A 15,557-nucleotide genomic window follows, 5' to 3' on the forward strand; every position below is an offset into this window, starting at 1 on the left:
AGCTGTTATTTGATTATATGCTCTCAACTTTTATAACGTTTGTTTTTTTCTCGCCTTTTGGGTGCCCAAGCGTTACAACGTAAATCCCGCTACCAATTATATTTTTCGCAATTTTTTTAGATATTTCAAGTACTTCATCAACATCTCCTATTTCATCAATTTTTTTAGGAATTACTCCCCAAACAAGTCTTAATTTTCTAAAAACTATATTTTCAGGAGCAAGTGCAATAATTGGTGAACTAAACCGGAATTTTGAAATTCTGAGCGGAGTTTTTCCCGATGTTGTTGGGGTAATCACTATTTTTGGATTTAATTTTTTTGAAAGAGCTTCAACTGCGTAGGCAATTCCGGAATATATTGAATGTTCTTCAAACTCTATTTCTTGTTTGAATTTTGAAATATCTCCTTCTGATACTTTTGCAATATTATCGAGAGTTTTTATTGAATCAATTGGATATTTTCCAATTGTGGTTTCATTTGAAAGCATTAAACAGTCAGTTCCATCAAATATTGCATTTGCAACATCTGTAACTTCTGCTCTTGTTGGATAAGGATTATTCACCATCGAGTCAAGCATCTGTGTTGCCGTAATTACAAGCTTTCCTTTTTCATTTGCAAGTTTTATGATATTTTTTTGAATTATCGGCAAATATTCAATGGCAACTTCAACTCCAAGATCTCCTCTTGCAATCATTACTCCATCTGAATGATTTAAAATCTCATCAATATTTTTCAATCCTTCTTTGGTTTCAATTTTTGCAATAACCGAACAATTTCCAGAATATTCTTTAATTAAATTTTTTAAATTCAAAATATCCGTTTCACTTCTAACGAAAGATAGTGCAATGTATTCAAATTCATTTTCAACTGCAAATTTCACGTTTTTTATATCTTCATCCGTTAAATCGTTTGGAAAACACCCTTCTGGAAAGTTTACTCCCATTTTTTCTTTTATGTGTCCCCCAACTAAAACACGTGCAGTTATATCTTTTTCAACACTTTCAACGATTAATTTTATTTTTCCATCATTAATCAGAATGTTTTGGCCCTTTTTAATACATTCTGGAATATATGAAATTAGAATATCTTTTCCAAGTTTTACAACCTGATTTTCAATGAGTTCTGAAAAATTTGATTTTTTTATTCTAATCTTGTTTCCCTTTAAATCCATGAGTTTTGCAATATTTTTTTCATTTAAAGTATCAAGATATTTTTCAATACTTTCTATGTTTGCGTGGGACATGTTAAAGCGAATTCCATCAATAAATTCAAGACTTTTTTCAAAAGTTCCTTCAAGAGATGGCCCCATAGTAACCAGAATTTTGGTTTTCCTATATTCCGTCGATTTTTCAACCAAAATTACCCCTCCAAAATATAAAATAATACTTACCTAGATATGCGAGAAGAAAAATAATTTAATAACTATATCAAAATTAAATTATAATAACATCGCGGGTGGTTGGAAAAATGTTTTTTGAACGGTACATTAAGGATCCGCTACAGTTTGCATGGTCAGATCCGAAAAAGATATTTGTAGGGGGAGTTTTCCAATTAATTTCGATTGGCGGAATAATATTGGGACTTTTAATAATGTTTGCAAGTGTAATTCCTTCTTTATTGGATATTGCACCAGAACTTGCATTATTTACTTCTCTTGGCGGAATTTTAGTGGGTTTTATAGTTGCAACGATTGGAGTAGTCTTTACTGCTTTTATTTATGGATACTATATGAAAGTAATTGAAAATACTCTTGAAGGAAGCTTTGAACTTCCAGAATGGGAAGATTTTAAAGGGCTATTAAGTAAAGGGGCGCATTTTTTCTTCGGAATTTTTATTCTTCAACTGCTATTTGGAATAATAAGCCTTATAGTCACAGCGCCATTTGTTATACTTTTGATGTTAAATGATGGTTATTCAAACGTGTTGATTTTTAACGTATTCATGAATTTGGTATCTTTTGTACTTTCAGCAATTGAAGCACTTTACATAACCCTTGCAACGATTAATTTCGTAGATAAAAAGGAATTCATGGGATTTTTTGATTTAAAAGAAGTAGTTTCAAAAATATCAATAGAATATATACTTGTAATTGTTGCAGTAGCGCTTGTTTCGATATTGGTGGTCATTCCAGTGATTATTGTACTATTAATCCCAGTACTAATTGGAATATTTACACAAAATGTATTTTTAATGGTCGCAATAGCCCTTATCGTACTTGCAATGCCGTTTTTACAGATGTTTTTGACGGTATTTGGATACAGAAGCTATTCAAATTATTATTTATCTAAAAAAGAAAGTATTTTGGAAGAAAATGCAGGTACTGAAAATAATGAATAATTATTTTTAATTTTAAAGTAAATCTTAAATTTTAAATTCTTCTTTTTCAATTCGTTTTTTAAGTTCTTTTGCAAGTTTTAGTGCTCTAACTCTATCCGACTGCCTGCAGGTTATTGGAATTCCCATGATACTTTTTCTATCCATCTGGTATACTCCATAAGCACACGAATCAACACATACTCCGCATCCAAAGCAGTTTTCATTTGGCAGTGTTCTTTTTCCCAAATGGTCGAGTCTTACAATTGCATTTGTTGGGCACATTTTTTGAGCTTCACAAGAATCACAAACCCTGCACCTGTTAATATCAACTTTAGGCCTTAAGTCTGCTTTTTCCCATACTTCAGAATATTTTCCACTGCCAAGACTCGTTCTTCCAAATACGTTTGTTAATGGAAGTTCTATTTCAGAATCAAGCGTCTTTAAATATTCTTTATTTTTTTCGTTCACTTCGATTGGAACAGCAATGGTATTAAAAATCTCTACACCTGCAGATGTTGTAAATCCTCCGATATAATATTCGTCCATTTCATGCATATCTGCAGAAATCATCATGTTTGGTTTTTCTTTTGATGATCTGGTACCATATCCTAAAATAAGGCCATCAGCTCCATTTACAAGTATTTTTTTTCCAGTAATATATTTTTCATCAGAATTCATGTTTTGAAGCGGGTTTAATTCACCACAGCCTGAAAAAGAAGCTTCTCCCGATTTTAACATTTTTCTATGAAATATTGTATTTACGGGTTTGCCCGTGTTTGTTAACGCCACATAATTTTTAAATGCATTTCTGGTACCAATAAGTTTTGCGGTCGGCATGTCTTTTAGAGTTATCATTTTTTTGTACGTTTTGCCATCGGATTCAACTACGGCTTCAACTTCTTTTCCAGAAATTAGGTCTTTAAATAAAAAACCGCCACCGTAATTTTTGAAATGTTTTGTCCCATAAATTGTGCAGTCAACACTACCTAAAAATTCATTAGGGCAAGGCCCAGGATATCCTTCAATTCCATTTAAATAGAATTTTTCGGCTTTTTTAAATGATTCACCGATGGGTATATGGAATATACCTAAAGTTCCAGACATTATTCCGCAAGTGCCCGCTGTTACGACTTCAACTTCATCAATTTTATCTTCTTCGTTATTTCTTACCATTTTTTTTAATTCATCAACAGTAACTACTAATTTTTCCATAATGGCACCAAAATATCTTTTTAGTCAATCCTTTTAAGGATTTACAATTTGTATTTACAATGTTTTGGATGAGGTATCTTAAGAAATTTTTGGAAAGATGATTTATCTTATTCTTCATTTCGATTTAATTATATCTTTATATATTGATAAAATTCATAATTTTAATTAGCGGTTTAAAATAACGCTATTTTAGTTTTTAATTTCCGATAAAATGATTTAATAGGTATAACAAGGTTTTTTGGGCGGGGTGGCCATGTTAAATTTTGAAATAATTCGTAAAAATGAAATAATTGCAAGTGGGGGTTATATAAAAGACATTGGGCCAAATGGAAAAATATTTGTAATTCCTAAAAATTTGGAAGAGGGGCTAAAAGTAACGGCTTTTTTAAATGAAATCTCCAAGAAAATTCAAAAAATGAAATCAAAAAACGAACTTTATTCTGACATTACATTTGGGGAATATTATTTGAGATTTGAATAAATCAAAACTGAATTTATGAAATTCCTTTTTTTTATTTTCACACACAATTTTCACAACACATGTTTAATATATAATTACAGATATTCATTTTTAAACTAAAATTCTGGTGGTATTAGTGGAATTAAAATTGTCTGTACCTCAGTGGCACTACAGCATGCTTTTGGATGATGAACGGGTTTCAGTATTTAAAGAAGCAGTTGAAACTTCCGTAAAACCTGGGGACATTGTATTTGATCTTGGGACTGGAAGCGGAATTCTTGCAATGATTGCAGCGAAAAATGCAAAGCACGTTTATGCAGTAGAATTGGACCCAATAACGACAGAATATACAAGAGAAAATATAAATGAAAATAATTTTGAGAATATCACTGTTATCGAGGATGATGCAGCATACTATCCATTTTCCGAAAAAGCAGATGTGGTAATTGCAGAACTTTTAGACACAGGATTAATTACCGAACCACAGGTTCCTGTTTTAAATTCGATAATTGAAAAGGGGCTTTTAAAAGAAGGGGGAATAATAATCCCAGAAGAAGTTTATAATTCCGCCCAAATAGTAAAATCAAAAATGGGCCACATTTACTACGATGAAGAAGTAACATCTGAAGAAGTTTCAAACGAGATTGTTTACGATACAATTAATTTTTATCGGGTAAATGATGAAGATGTCGAATATTTACTCGAATTTGATTTAAAAGAAGACGTAAAAAATCCTGCTGTAAGATTGAACACTTATACTAAATTAAAAGAAAATCTTATTTCTGGATCAAGCCCTATGTTAAATCCACCGCTTGTAATTCCAATAAATGGTGAATTAAAGACGGGAACTGTTAAAATAAAATTATCCTACATAATGGGCGGAGATTTAGAATCAATAAATGTTGAAATTATAAAATGAAGTACAAAATAAAATTTAGGGATTTTTATGAAGATTGGAATATTAGCCCACAAAAAAACGCCCGAAAATACAATGATTTTTGAAGAACTTAAAAAAAGATGCAGTGTTGAATTTATAGGCCCTTTAAATGTGTTTTTAGGTTCTGAAAGTTATGATTTTGATTTGATATTATCAAGAGTTGAGCGAGATTTTTTAATCGAGGGCATTTATGCTTTAAAAGACATTTCAAAAGATATTCCAGTTATAAATTCGGCTGAAACCATTCAAACGTGTCAAAATAAGTATCTTACCTATTTAAAATTAAAAAAAGTATCTCCAAAATCATTTTTAACCTACTCAAAAGACATTTCTGAAATTTTTGATAAAATCGATAATAATTTTGGATACCCCTGCGTTTTAAAGCCAATTTATGGCGGATACGGGGATGGAGTTTTGAAAGTAACTTCAAAATCTGAGTTTGTTGAAGTTTTTGAAAAAAATGAAAAAAATGAACTTTTTGTTCAGGAATTTGTCCCATATATCCATGACATACGGGTTTTTTTGGTGAATAATGAAATCATCGGATCGATGGAAAGAATTCCAAAAAATAGTTGGAAAGCAAATTATTCACTTGGTGCAGAAATAAAGGAATTTAAACTATCAAACGAAGTTGAAGACATGGTTTTAGATTCTGTAAAAAAATTGGGTGCCGATATTGTTGGAATTGATGTATTAATTTCAAACGATAAAAATTATATTTTAGAAGCAAACATCACACCGCAGTTTCGGGGAATGATGAATTTTGTAAATGTTCCCGAAAAAATTGCAGATTACTGTATTAATTACCTAAAATAAATTTTAAAAAAGTTATTTTTAATTTTTAAATTATTCCTTGTTTTCGCTTGAAAATACTTTTCTAACTTCATCTAATGAGTCTGTTTTAGCTAAAATTAAAATTCTATCGTACGCTTTTAATTCAGTACTTCCATCAGGGATTTTTAATTCGTTTCCTTCGTAAATCGCGATTATAACATAGTCTTTTGTTCCGCCAAGTTCCCTAATTTTTTTATCTGCAACTTTTGACGTTGGAGGAATTAGAAGCTCTAAAATCTCTGCATCTCCCCTTCCAACGATTGCAAGGTCTACAACTCCAGGTCTATCAATTAATTTTTCGATATAATTTGCTGCAACAAGTTCTGGACTGATTACAACTCCAATTCCAAGGCTTTCAAATACGTCCTTGTAATCTGGCTCACTTACTCTTGCGATAGTTTTCGAAACGTTGAATTTTTTTGCAATTAATCCGCTGATTAAATTAATTTCTTGATTTCCGGTAACAGCAATAAATATATCGGCATCTTCAATTCCTGCATTTTCAAGAGACTTTGTTTTGGTACAGTCCCCGTTAATTACCAGAGCATCGATTTCGCCTGCAACTTCTTCACATGTTTTTTTGTTTTGATCCAGTATTACTAAATCGTGCCCTTTACCTGAAAGCGACTTTGCAAGTGAAATTCCAACTCTGCCCATTCCTGCAACTATAATATACATAAAATTTACCTTTTTTTACTTTTTTACAATTATTTTTTCGAAATATTCATCATAAGCACCGTGATAATGGGGCAATTCTATAAAAAGTTCTTCTTCCATCTTCAAAAGTTTATCATAAGTTTTTTTATCTATTTTCCCAATTAATTTATTCGCTATGGCTTTTTTGCAATTGATACTGCAAGGAATAAATCCTGATGGAAGAATAACGGCGTAAGTTTCTTCATCAAATTCCATATTTTCAATTTCTTTTAAATGTTCAGAATCTATTCCATACCTTGCAGTTTCGGAAAAAGATTTTACACAGCATTCTGGATAATCTAAAAGTTCACCAAGTTCTAAATCATCAAGTCTTCGGTATATTCCAAGTTCCGAAGAAACAAATGGATCTATCGCGGGCCTTATTTCAATTTCGTATTTTTTTACAATTTCAATCTGTTTTTCAAGTCTTTTTAAGATATATTCAAACATATCGTCAGGCATTGACTGAATATGCTTTGAAAGCACCTGAAATTTATCAGAATCATTATCTCTTAATTCGACTATTTTTTTGTAGAGTCTTTCAATTTCCATGGATTTCCCGTTCTTTGAAATTATTTTGTTATATATTATTGTTAGATGTATTAAAAAAAGATATTGTTTTAAAATTAACAAATTATTCAAAAACTTTTGACATGCAACCCGCAACAAATCCTGCAACAGCGTCATCTAAAAACATGTAGCCATCTTTGTCGAGTTTTCCAATTACACCTGGTTTTTTTGCATCGTACCACTTGAAATTAAATGTAGCTTTGGTTCCCGCGATTTCATTTGCAATTGCCATTCCTATAACTTCATCTGCGTAAACGTAAGTCGGATCGCTATCGTAATCAAAGGGAAGGCCACCATTTCTTCCTCTTTCATCCATAACTATTGCAGATATTAAAAGAGTAGATACATTTGGATTTTTTATCTGTTTTTTCATAATTTCCAAAAATTTAGTTTCTATTTCTTTTTTTTCAGATTCATCGCAGATACACATGTACATTCCGCATTTTAGCATATTGTCAAAATTAACGCCCAAATTTGATAAAAGTTTGACAACATCACTTTCCAACATGTTTTTATTCGATGAATTGCATTTATTTTTTAAAGATTCAGTCACAATATCACGCCCGGGTACCATGAGTAAAGAAGTTTACGAAATTTTAGAGATTTTTGATGCACTAAAAAGGCATAAAAATACAATTTACTTAGTTTCGACCATATTTCTGGCAACATTTTTATTTTCTTACGTATTTATTTACTATGACATGTTCCAATTCCGTTATTTCGGAGATTTGATGTACGAATCATTTAAAATAAAAGTTCAGAGTTTTTCAATAGAAAATAAAGGTCCATTTGAAATAATTGCAATAATTTTGGCAAATAACCTCTTTGTTGCAGCTTTTACATATATCATTATGTTTTTTGCACTTATAAATATCGCCGTAAATTCATATCTTTTGGCATATGTTTTTTATTTGACGAATCCCTTAGAATTTATACTTTTAATCGGGCCTCACGGTATTTTTGAAATTCCAGCACTCATTCTGGCAGCTACATCAGGTCTGGTACTTTCAATGAGTATAATAAAGAAATTTAGAAAAGAAAAACATTATGCTGATTATTTTAAAGATTCTTTACGGATTTTTTTAGTTTCTGTATTATTATTTGTAGTTGCGGCATTTGTAGAAGTACTTGTAACCTACCAAATAGCCCTTAGGATAGCTTAATAATGTAGAAGAATATATTTTAACTTTAAAAGTTCAACCAGATTTTCGTAATTTTGATTTTTTATTTAAAGGTGTTTAGATGTTAGAGCCGATATTATATGATATAGGAAGAATTTGCAAGGAAAAACACGAATCAAATTCTTTTTCGACCACTCCAAAAATAATCGAGTTTGATATAAACGTTCCACCACTAAAAACGCTAAAAATTCCGTTTGATGCACCAAGGGAAGTTGCAGAAGAGCTCGTAAAATTAAATAAATCAGAATATGTAAGAAAAAGCGAATTAAGCTACCAGATAATAAATGCTGGAAAATATGCTGATTTAATCGATATCGAAGAAAATATGGACGTTTATGTGATATCTGACCTTCGACAGATAATAAAAAGAAGAGAAATGATTGAAATTATTCCAAAAGTAAGGGAAATGATTTCTCCAAATTCGGGAATATATGTTCCAGGTGCAATGCCTTCTGAAATTCCATTACTCGTTTATATGGGAGCAGATTATTTTGATTATTCATCTGCAAGCTACTATGCAGCACAGGGTTACAAATTTAGTAAAAACAGACTTATAAAATCAGAAGAAGATTTTGAAAGTTTAAAAACGTTCAACGAATCTATAATCGATCAGGTTTTAGAAGAAGTAAAATTCTGTATCGAATCAGGTTCGTTAAGAAATCTCGTAGAGGAAACCACGATTTCAAACCCTTATTTGCGATCAAATTACAGGCGGTTTAAACCTGAACTTACAAATATTCCGATTTCAAAGTCCAACAAAATAATTGTAACAATTGATGAGACAAAAATTCCAGAAGTTCAAAAATACATCGAAAGGGCAAAAAATTACGAGCCATATACAAATGTAATCATACTTTTGCCGTGTTCATCAAAAAAACCATATTCCTATTCAAAAAGCCACCAGTTCTTCATAAATGCAATTAATTCAGTAAGAATGCCTGTAGAAGAATTGATTTTAACTTCACCTTACGGCGTAGTTCCAAGAGCACTTGAAAGGCTTGTCGATTACGATATTCCGGTAACTGGGGAATGGAGTGCTGATGAGATTGGGTTTATAAACAAATATCTGAAAAACTACATCGAAATCGCAAAATCTAAATTTGAAGAAGTAAAGATAATAGCACATCTTCCAGAACACTATCTCGAAATTTTGGATATCGATGAAGATTACATAATTTCTTCAGACGGGAATCCAACATCTGACAATTCGTTAAAAAATCTGAAAAATATCTTAAAAGAATTGGATCAAACAGCTGACTCAAAATCAAAACGTGCACAGAGACTTCACAATTATCAAGAACTTGCAAAATTCCAGCTTGGAAAGAACTTCTTGCCAGAAGATGTAATGATAAAAGGAAGGCATGTTAAATTTTTCATAAAAGAAGGCAAAAATACGGTTCAATTGGCATCAATTAATGATAATGGCCTTTTTGTTTTAACTTCACAAGGTGGGGAACTTCTCGGTAAAACAAACTGGGTAGAAGTTGACTTTAATGTTAAAAAGGGATCATTATTTGCTCCAGGATTTAAAGATGCTGATGAAGCCGTTTCAGTAAATGACGAAGTAGTTATCGTGAAAGATAATGAAGTTTTAGGTGTTGGACGAGCTTTAATGAGCGGAAAAGAGATGAAAAAAGCAACACATGGTGTTTTGGTAAATATACGGCATGTTAAATAATATTTAAAATATTTACAACTCAATAATTTTAAATTTTAATATTCGACCAAGTGAAACTATGGCAGAATACAACAAAAAGTTAAAAAAACTCGCGGAACTCATTCTTTTAAAAGATCCTCAATTTGACGAAAGTTCAAAATTAAAGGATGTTTTTAAAAATTATGTGGGAATGTATAACGAAATATGTATTTTAGAGGAGACGCTAAAAGATTTGGATCGCGATCTTGTAAATGTTCGTGAAATACAGTTTTTAGATAATGAATTAAGAGCATACACTCATAAATTAAACGATCTTGAAACTCATCTTAGAAAATTACATGCACATAAAAAAATTTCAAATTACGACGAGTTGACAAACTGCCTTCACAAGTTGAAAAATTTAAATATTTCGGTTGATAATTCATTAAAATGGGATATATACAATAGAATGGTCGGACTCGACAGGAAATTACGAGGCATTGAAAGAGAGCTCGAATTAATAATTTTAAACTACGCTCTTTCAAGAACGGATATCGATAAAAAAATATCCAACTACGAAAAAGATTTATTTGATTTAATTTACGAAGAAATTACAAGGTATCTTGAAGAACGTGATGCCTAAATGGTGAGAAAATGACTGATTATGTATCTTATAAAAAGATTATAGCAATGGTTGATGAAGAACTCGGGTTAACAGAACTTGTAGAGGAACACCCCTGTCCAAGCGGTTCAGAATGGCTGATGTACCAGTACCAAAGAACCTCTCCAGTAATTGTTTCATCATGGAGAAATGGAAATAAGCATCATTTCATTTTAAAAAATGGAAAAAATGATCTTAATCTTGTTCCCTCAATTAGTGCAGCAGGAATTGAGGAAGTGTATCTAAAAGATGGCAATGTTCACATTGTTTACGCAGGTCTTGCGGGTGCAGGGGTTGGAATTGAACTTAGGAAAAATGCCGAAAATGTAGTTGCTGCTGAATTAATCGAAAAAGGTGGCGGTTCAAAACTTGGAAGAGGAATGATTCAGACTCCAAAAATGGAAAAAATAACCGTTGGAATAGACGATACGGATACTAAAGAAGAAGGTGCAACTTGGGTTTTAGCAAATGAGATAGGAAACTTGATCGAAGAATCTAAAATGGGATTTTACATAGATCACACGATAACTCAATTATTCCCTGGAAATCCAAATAAAACACAAAATTGCGTATCGATTGCACTCACCTTCGCAATTTACCCGGAATACAAATATAAAATTGGAAAAGAAATTGAAAAACTTTTAAAAGAGAAAACACTTTCAGAAAAAACTGCAATTGCAATTTACCGTGGACTTACTCCTTCACAGAGTATGAAATTGTACACCATGAAAGCTAAACGGGAAATGGTTCCTATAAACGAGGCCAAAATGGTTGCAATGAGAAACAACATTGAAATTATAGAAGTTACTGGTGACGGCGGAATAATCGGTGCAGTAGCTGCATTAGGCTTATCAGAATGCCACAAAACCGCTGCAAAACTACCCGAAACTTATGAATAATTTATTTAATTTAATTAAGGTGAAATATTGATTACTCCTTGGGATGTTTCAGATGATTTGGATTATAAAAAGACGATGGAGCAATTTGGCGTAAATCCAATTTCAGAAATTGTAAAAACGTTGAAAGAACCGCACAACTTTATGAAAAGAGGGATTGTGTTTGGCCATAGGGATTTTCAAAAAATTGCAGACGCAATGAACAACGGAAAAGATTTTACGGTAGTTTCCGGAATGATGCCCTCTGGAAAAATGCATTTTGGACATAAAATGGTTGTCGACCAGCTTTTGTACTACCAAAAATATGGTGCAGACATATATATTCCAATTGCCGATTTAGAAGCCTACTGGGCAAGAGGAATGGATTTTGAAACCACCAAAAAGCTTGCAATAGAAGAATACATTACAAACTATATTGCTTTAGGACTTGATCCAGAAAAAATCCATGTTTATTTGCAATCAAAAAATGAAACAGTAAAAGACCTTGCAATGCGCCTTTCTAAACGTGTAAATTTCACTGAAATGAAAGGAATTTATGGATTTAGCGGTGAAACAAATATAGGGCACGTTTTTGCACCTGTTGTTCAGGTTGCAGATATACTCCACCCGCAGCTTGAAAAAAAGGTTCCAGTAGTAGTTCCTGTTGGAATTGACCAAGATCCACACATAAGACTTACAAGAGACATTGCTGGAAGATATAAAGATTTTAAATTCATTGCACCGTCATCAACCTACCACAGGTTTATAACTGGTCTTTTGGGCGGAAAAATGAGTTCATCAAAACCTGAAACTGCGATATATCTTTCAGATGAACCAACAAAGTCATTTAAGAAAAAAGTCATGTCATGTAAAACTGGTGGGCGGGAGACTCTTGAAGAGCAGAAAAAACTTGGTGGAGTTCCTGAAGAGTGTGTAGTATATGAGTTATACACCTACCACTTAATAGAAGACGATAAAGAACTTAAAAAATTATATGAACAGTGTAAAAGCGGGGAATTAACTTGCGGAACCTGTAAAAAAGAATGCTACCAAAAATTAGTCGAATTTATGACTGATTTAAAAGAAAAAAGGGAGCAAGCAAAAGAAGTTGCTGCAAAACTTCTTTAAATTTTTTATTTTTGAAATTTCATCTTTGGGGTTATGATGATAAAAATTGTTTACATTACTGAAAATGCCGAAAAACTGGCAAAAGATGTAAAATCGGTTTTTGATTACTATTTTTATGATAACGAAGTTTTTAATATAAAAGATTTTGAAATAACAGGAAAAGAAACAGGATTTGTTTTTATAATGGCATCGGGAATTGTTTTAAGAAAATATATTCCAGAAATTCAAGATGATAAATTAAAAGACCCTTTTGTAATTTTAATGGACGAATCAAAAAAATACGTAGTACCGCTTCTTTCAAACCATATCGGCGGTGGAAACTATTTTTCAGATTTAATTGGAAATTCCTTGAATTTAAACGTTGTAAAAACAACTGCAACAGATGTTAATGGAAAAATTGGAATTGATGAACTCTCAAAAATCTATTTTTTAGAAAATCCGCTTAAAAAAGATATACTTTTGATAAATAAAAAGGTATTATCTGAAAAACCAGATTTAACTATTCCAAAAGCTTGGAAAGCTTCTAAAAAGTTATTAAATTCTTATAATGTATCATTTCACGACGAATTCCACGTTTTAGTTGATGATATCGTTTTAAAACCAAAAACTGTAAGTTTGGGTTTGGGTTCAAGAAGAAATATCGAAAAAAGCAAGGTTTACTGGGCAGTTAAAAAAGCGCTGTATTTACGAGGTATTCCTGCATGGAGAATTGATGCATTTTCAACAGTATCGGTTAAAAAAGATGAATATGGAATTTTAAAAACTGCTGAAAGATTTGATAAAAATCTCTTTATCTTTGAAATTGATGAAATAAATGAAATTTATTCAAAATATCCATTAAATAAGTCAGATTTCGTGTTCAAAACAATTGGAACTTATGGGGTTTGTGAGCCTTGTGCAATTCTTGGAATTTCAAAAATTACCCGAGAAAAAGATTTTGACATGAAAAACCTTGTTTTAAACAAAATGAAAAAAGACGGGGTTTCAGTTTCAATTGCGTTACAGTAGTTAAATTTTAATTACATCAAGTATATTTTTTAAACCTTCTTCTGGCGTAATTACTTGGGCCCGTACTTCTCTTAAAATTCTTTGGATTGTAAATTTCTGCATGCTTTTGTGTTTATGCGCTTTTCTAATTAATTGACATCCGTAAGACTGGTTTATATTAATTTTAAACTCTTTTAAAATAGTTCTGCTTTCATCCTTTGCCATTGATAAAAACGAAAGGATGTTTAATCGATTAATTCCTTTATCCACTTTTTTAATTGATAAATGGCCAATTGAAAGCATATCTCCATATATCATATAGGTTATACCGTTTTTTTCAGCGTAATTTAAGATTTCAGCTTCAACAGTACTGTGGCATCTTCCGCAGGGGTGGTATTTTCCAGATTTAGTATCTTCAAAAATAGGATCTAAATTCACATCGATAAATTCATGTGAGATATTTAATGAGTTTGTAAGTTCAAGGATACTCTGTTCAGTTTTTGCATCCATTATATATTTAGAACGCACTGTAACTACACAAATTTCAAAAATTTTGTTTGCAACAATTATTGATGTAGTACTATCTACGCCCCCACTGAATGCAACAACTGCTTTTTCTTTTTTTAGGTTTTGATTTGTTATATCACTTTTTAAGTATGCCAAAAATTCATCAAAACCCTTGTTTCTAACTTCGTGAAGTTCCAATAATTTTTCATAAATTTCTTTCGAAATTTCATTTTTTTGATATATTAAATCAAGGGCTTTTATTGAAGATTCAAGAGCAGTAGTTTTAACTTCCTTATCCATGGTTTTTTCCTTTAATTTTACCGTAAAAATAAAATATTTAGATTTATCTTAAATTTTTAAAAGAGTAGTATATTTTGAAAAAGTTAATTTGCTTTTTCAGCTTTAGATTTAATTCCAAGTTCAACCATTTCATCAAAGAGGAATCTTGCATCATGTGGTCCAGGACCCGCTTCTGGGTGGTACTGAACACTCCATACGGTATTTTTGAGATCACTTGATTCAATTTTTCTTATTCCTTCAACGGTATCGTCGTTTAAATTCATGTGCATCAATTCAGAACCTGCCGGAACTATTTTATCGTCAGTAGCAAACCCGTGGTTTTGTGATGTGATGTATACTTTTCCCGATTCAACATCTTTTACTGGCTGGTTTCCGCCCCTGTGACCGAATTTTAATTTGTATGTTTTTCCACCAAGTGCAATTGTAATTATCTGGTGTCCAAGACAAATTCCTGTAACTGGAAGTGTTCCAATTAAGTTTTTAACAGTATCTACTGTTTCAGTCATGTTTTCAGGGTCTCCAGGGCCATTTGACACAAGTACAAAGTCTGGATTGTATGATATAATTTCTTCTTCTTTAGAATTGTATGGAACTTTTACAACACTGCATCCTCTTTCAACTAGGCAGTCTACAATGCTCTGTTTTACACCGCAGTCAATAAGAACACATCTGGTTTTTTCATCTTCTGCGCTGTATTCAACTGTTTCTTTGGTTGACACTTCAGGAACAAGGTCAATTTCTGAGATATCTGGATAATCTACTACTTTTTTGATTAATTCTGTTTCTTCATCTTTACTTATCGGGTTGGTGGACGTTTTTAAGAGTGATCTGATGACCCCTTTTGATCTTATTTTTCTTGTTATGTATCTTGTGTCTACGCCTGAAATTCCTGGAATATTATATTCTTTTAAAAATTCGTCGAGTTCTTTTCCAGTAATATCTTTTACAACGAATCCTTCTGCTTTAATTCCATCGCTTTCAAACCATTCCTTTTCGACACCGTAGTTTCCTTCTAAAGGATACGTCATTGTAATAATCTGGCCTTTGTAAGATGGGTCAGTTAATATTTCAACGTATCCTGTCATGGAAGTGTTAAATACGAGTTCACCGAGGACTTCCGATTCTGCGCCAAATCCTTCTCCTCGGATGATTGTGCCGTCTTCCAAAACTAAAATTCCGTACATCAATTCCACCATAATTTTTCTATAAGTTTGTTATCATGCTATTTATCAGTTAGGTTAGTTCGAGTAGTTATTT

17 protein-coding genes are annotated in these 15,557 nt (G+C 31.9%); 10 read left to right on the forward strand and 7 right to left on the reverse strand.

All coding sequences use genetic code 11. From position 1 onward, the window contains the following. Positions 1–13: 13 nt before the first annotated feature. Positions 14–1,357 carry a pyruvate kinase gene (pyk, locus tag MMJJ_RS06115; RefSeq protein WP_104838093.1) on the reverse strand — a complete coding sequence of 448 codons (1,344 nt, stop codon included), beginning with the start codon at positions 1,355–1,357 and terminating at the stop codon, positions 14–16. Between the two features lie 110 nt (positions 1,358–1,467). Between pyk and MMJJ_RS06120 the strand changes: the two genes are divergently transcribed. Further along, a complete protein-coding gene (locus MMJJ_RS06120) occupies positions 1,468–2,337 on the forward strand; it encodes a DUF4013 domain-containing protein (protein WP_104838094.1) in 870 nt (289 codons plus the stop codon). Between the two features lie 24 nt (positions 2,338–2,361). On the opposite strand, the gene MMJJ_RS06125 is transcribed toward MMJJ_RS06120, so the two are convergent. Beyond that, positions 2,362–3,528 carry a methanogenesis marker 16 metalloprotein gene (locus MMJJ_RS06125; RefSeq protein ID WP_104838095.1) on the reverse strand — a complete coding sequence of 389 codons (1,167 nt, stop codon included), beginning with the start codon at positions 3,526–3,528 and terminating at the stop codon, positions 2,362–2,364. 253 nt (positions 3,529–3,781) lie between these two features. Here MMJJ_RS06125 and MMJJ_RS06130 point away from each other — a divergent pair, with 253 nt between their 5' ends. The 3 genes from MMJJ_RS06130 (at position 3,782) to MMJJ_RS06140 (ending at position 5,741) form a co-directional block, all read left to right on the forward strand. Continuing rightward, entirely contained in the window at positions 3,782–4,009 is a 228-nt protein-coding gene (locus tag MMJJ_RS06130; RefSeq protein WP_104838096.1) for a hypothetical protein, read from the forward strand. A gap of 115 nt (positions 4,010–4,124) precedes the next feature. Further along, a complete protein-coding gene (locus MMJJ_RS06135; protein ID WP_104838097.1) occupies positions 4,125–4,907 on the forward strand; it encodes a 50S ribosomal protein L11 methyltransferase in 783 nt (260 codons plus the stop codon). Between the two features lie 27 nt (positions 4,908–4,934). Further along, complete coding sequence (locus tag MMJJ_RS06140) at positions 4,935–5,741, forward strand: ATP-grasp domain-containing protein (RefSeq protein ID WP_104838098.1); 807 nt, start codon at positions 4,935–4,937, stop codon at positions 5,739–5,741. A gap of 30 nt (positions 5,742–5,771) precedes the next feature. Here MMJJ_RS06140 and MMJJ_RS06145 read toward each other — a convergent pair whose 3' ends face one another. The 3 genes from MMJJ_RS06145 to MMJJ_RS06155 form a co-directional block, all read right to left on the reverse strand. After that, positions 5,772–6,437 carry a potassium channel family protein gene (locus tag MMJJ_RS06145; RefSeq protein WP_104838099.1) on the reverse strand — a complete coding sequence of 222 codons (666 nt, stop codon included), beginning with the start codon at positions 6,435–6,437 and terminating at the stop codon, positions 5,772–5,774. A gap of 15 nt (positions 6,438–6,452) precedes the next feature. Continuing rightward, entirely contained in the window at positions 6,453–7,007 is a 555-nt protein-coding gene (locus tag MMJJ_RS06150) for a DUF483 domain-containing protein (RefSeq protein WP_104838100.1), read from the reverse strand. Between the two features lie 82 nt (positions 7,008–7,089). Then, on the reverse strand, positions 7,090–7,578 hold the full coding sequence (locus MMJJ_RS06155; protein ID WP_104838101.1) for a phosphatidylglycerophosphatase A: 489 nt from the start codon (positions 7,576–7,578) through the stop codon (positions 7,090–7,092). Positions 7,579–7,597: 19 nt separating this feature from the next. On the opposite strand from MMJJ_RS06155, the gene MMJJ_RS06160 reads away from it, so the two are divergent. The 6 genes from MMJJ_RS06160 to MMJJ_RS06185 all read left to right on the forward strand — a co-directional run bounded on the left by MMJJ_RS06160 (position 7,598) and on the right by MMJJ_RS06185 (position 13,514). Continuing rightward, positions 7,598–8,188 carry a stage II sporulation protein M gene (locus MMJJ_RS06160; RefSeq protein ID WP_104838102.1) on the forward strand — a complete coding sequence of 197 codons (591 nt, stop codon included), beginning with the start codon at positions 7,598–7,600 and terminating at the stop codon, positions 8,186–8,188. A 79-nt stretch (positions 8,189–8,267) separates the two neighbouring features. Then, positions 8,268–9,884 carry an archaeosine synthase subunit alpha gene (gene arcS, locus MMJJ_RS06165; protein ID WP_104838103.1) on the forward strand — a complete coding sequence of 539 codons (1,617 nt, stop codon included), beginning with the start codon at positions 8,268–8,270 and terminating at the stop codon, positions 9,882–9,884. Positions 9,885–9,942: 58 nt separating this feature from the next. Beyond that, on the forward strand, positions 9,943–10,485 hold the full coding sequence (locus MMJJ_RS06170; protein WP_104838104.1) for a hypothetical protein: 543 nt from the start codon (positions 9,943–9,945) through the stop codon (positions 10,483–10,485). A gap of 11 nt (positions 10,486–10,496) precedes the next feature. Next, entirely contained in the window at positions 10,497–11,402 is a 906-nt protein-coding gene (mmp11, locus tag MMJJ_RS06175) for a methanogenesis marker protein 11 (RefSeq protein WP_104838105.1), read from the forward strand. A gap of 27 nt (positions 11,403–11,429) precedes the next feature. Continuing rightward, the gene (locus MMJJ_RS06180) at positions 11,430–12,506 is read left to right on the forward strand and encodes a tryptophan--tRNA ligase (RefSeq protein ID WP_013999893.1); all 1,077 of its coding nucleotides are present in this window, start codon (positions 11,430–11,432) and stop codon (positions 12,504–12,506) included. Between the two features lie 36 nt (positions 12,507–12,542). Further along, the gene (locus tag MMJJ_RS06185) at positions 12,543–13,514 is read left to right on the forward strand and encodes a cobalt-precorrin 5A hydrolase (protein ID WP_104838106.1); all 972 of its coding nucleotides are present in this window, start codon (positions 12,543–12,545) and stop codon (positions 13,512–13,514) included. Here the strand turns inward: MMJJ_RS06185 and MMJJ_RS06190 are convergent, their stop codons facing one another. Beyond that, the gene (locus tag MMJJ_RS06190) at positions 13,515–14,300 is read right to left on the reverse strand and encodes a 7-cyano-7-deazaguanine synthase (RefSeq protein ID WP_104838107.1); all 786 of its coding nucleotides are present in this window, start codon (positions 14,298–14,300) and stop codon (positions 13,515–13,517) included. A gap of 83 nt (positions 14,301–14,383) precedes the next feature. Next, positions 14,384–15,484 (reverse strand): glutamine-hydrolyzing carbamoyl-phosphate synthase small subunit, encoded by a 1,101-nt coding sequence (gene carA / locus MMJJ_RS06195; protein WP_104838108.1) that lies wholly within the window; start codon positions 15,482–15,484, stop codon positions 14,384–14,386. Positions 15,485–15,557: the final 73 nt, after the last annotated feature.

The organism is Methanococcus maripaludis (genome assembly GCF_002945325.1).
Lineage (GTDB): Archaea > AGJL01 > Methanococci > Methanococcales > Methanococcaceae > Methanococcus > Methanococcus maripaludis.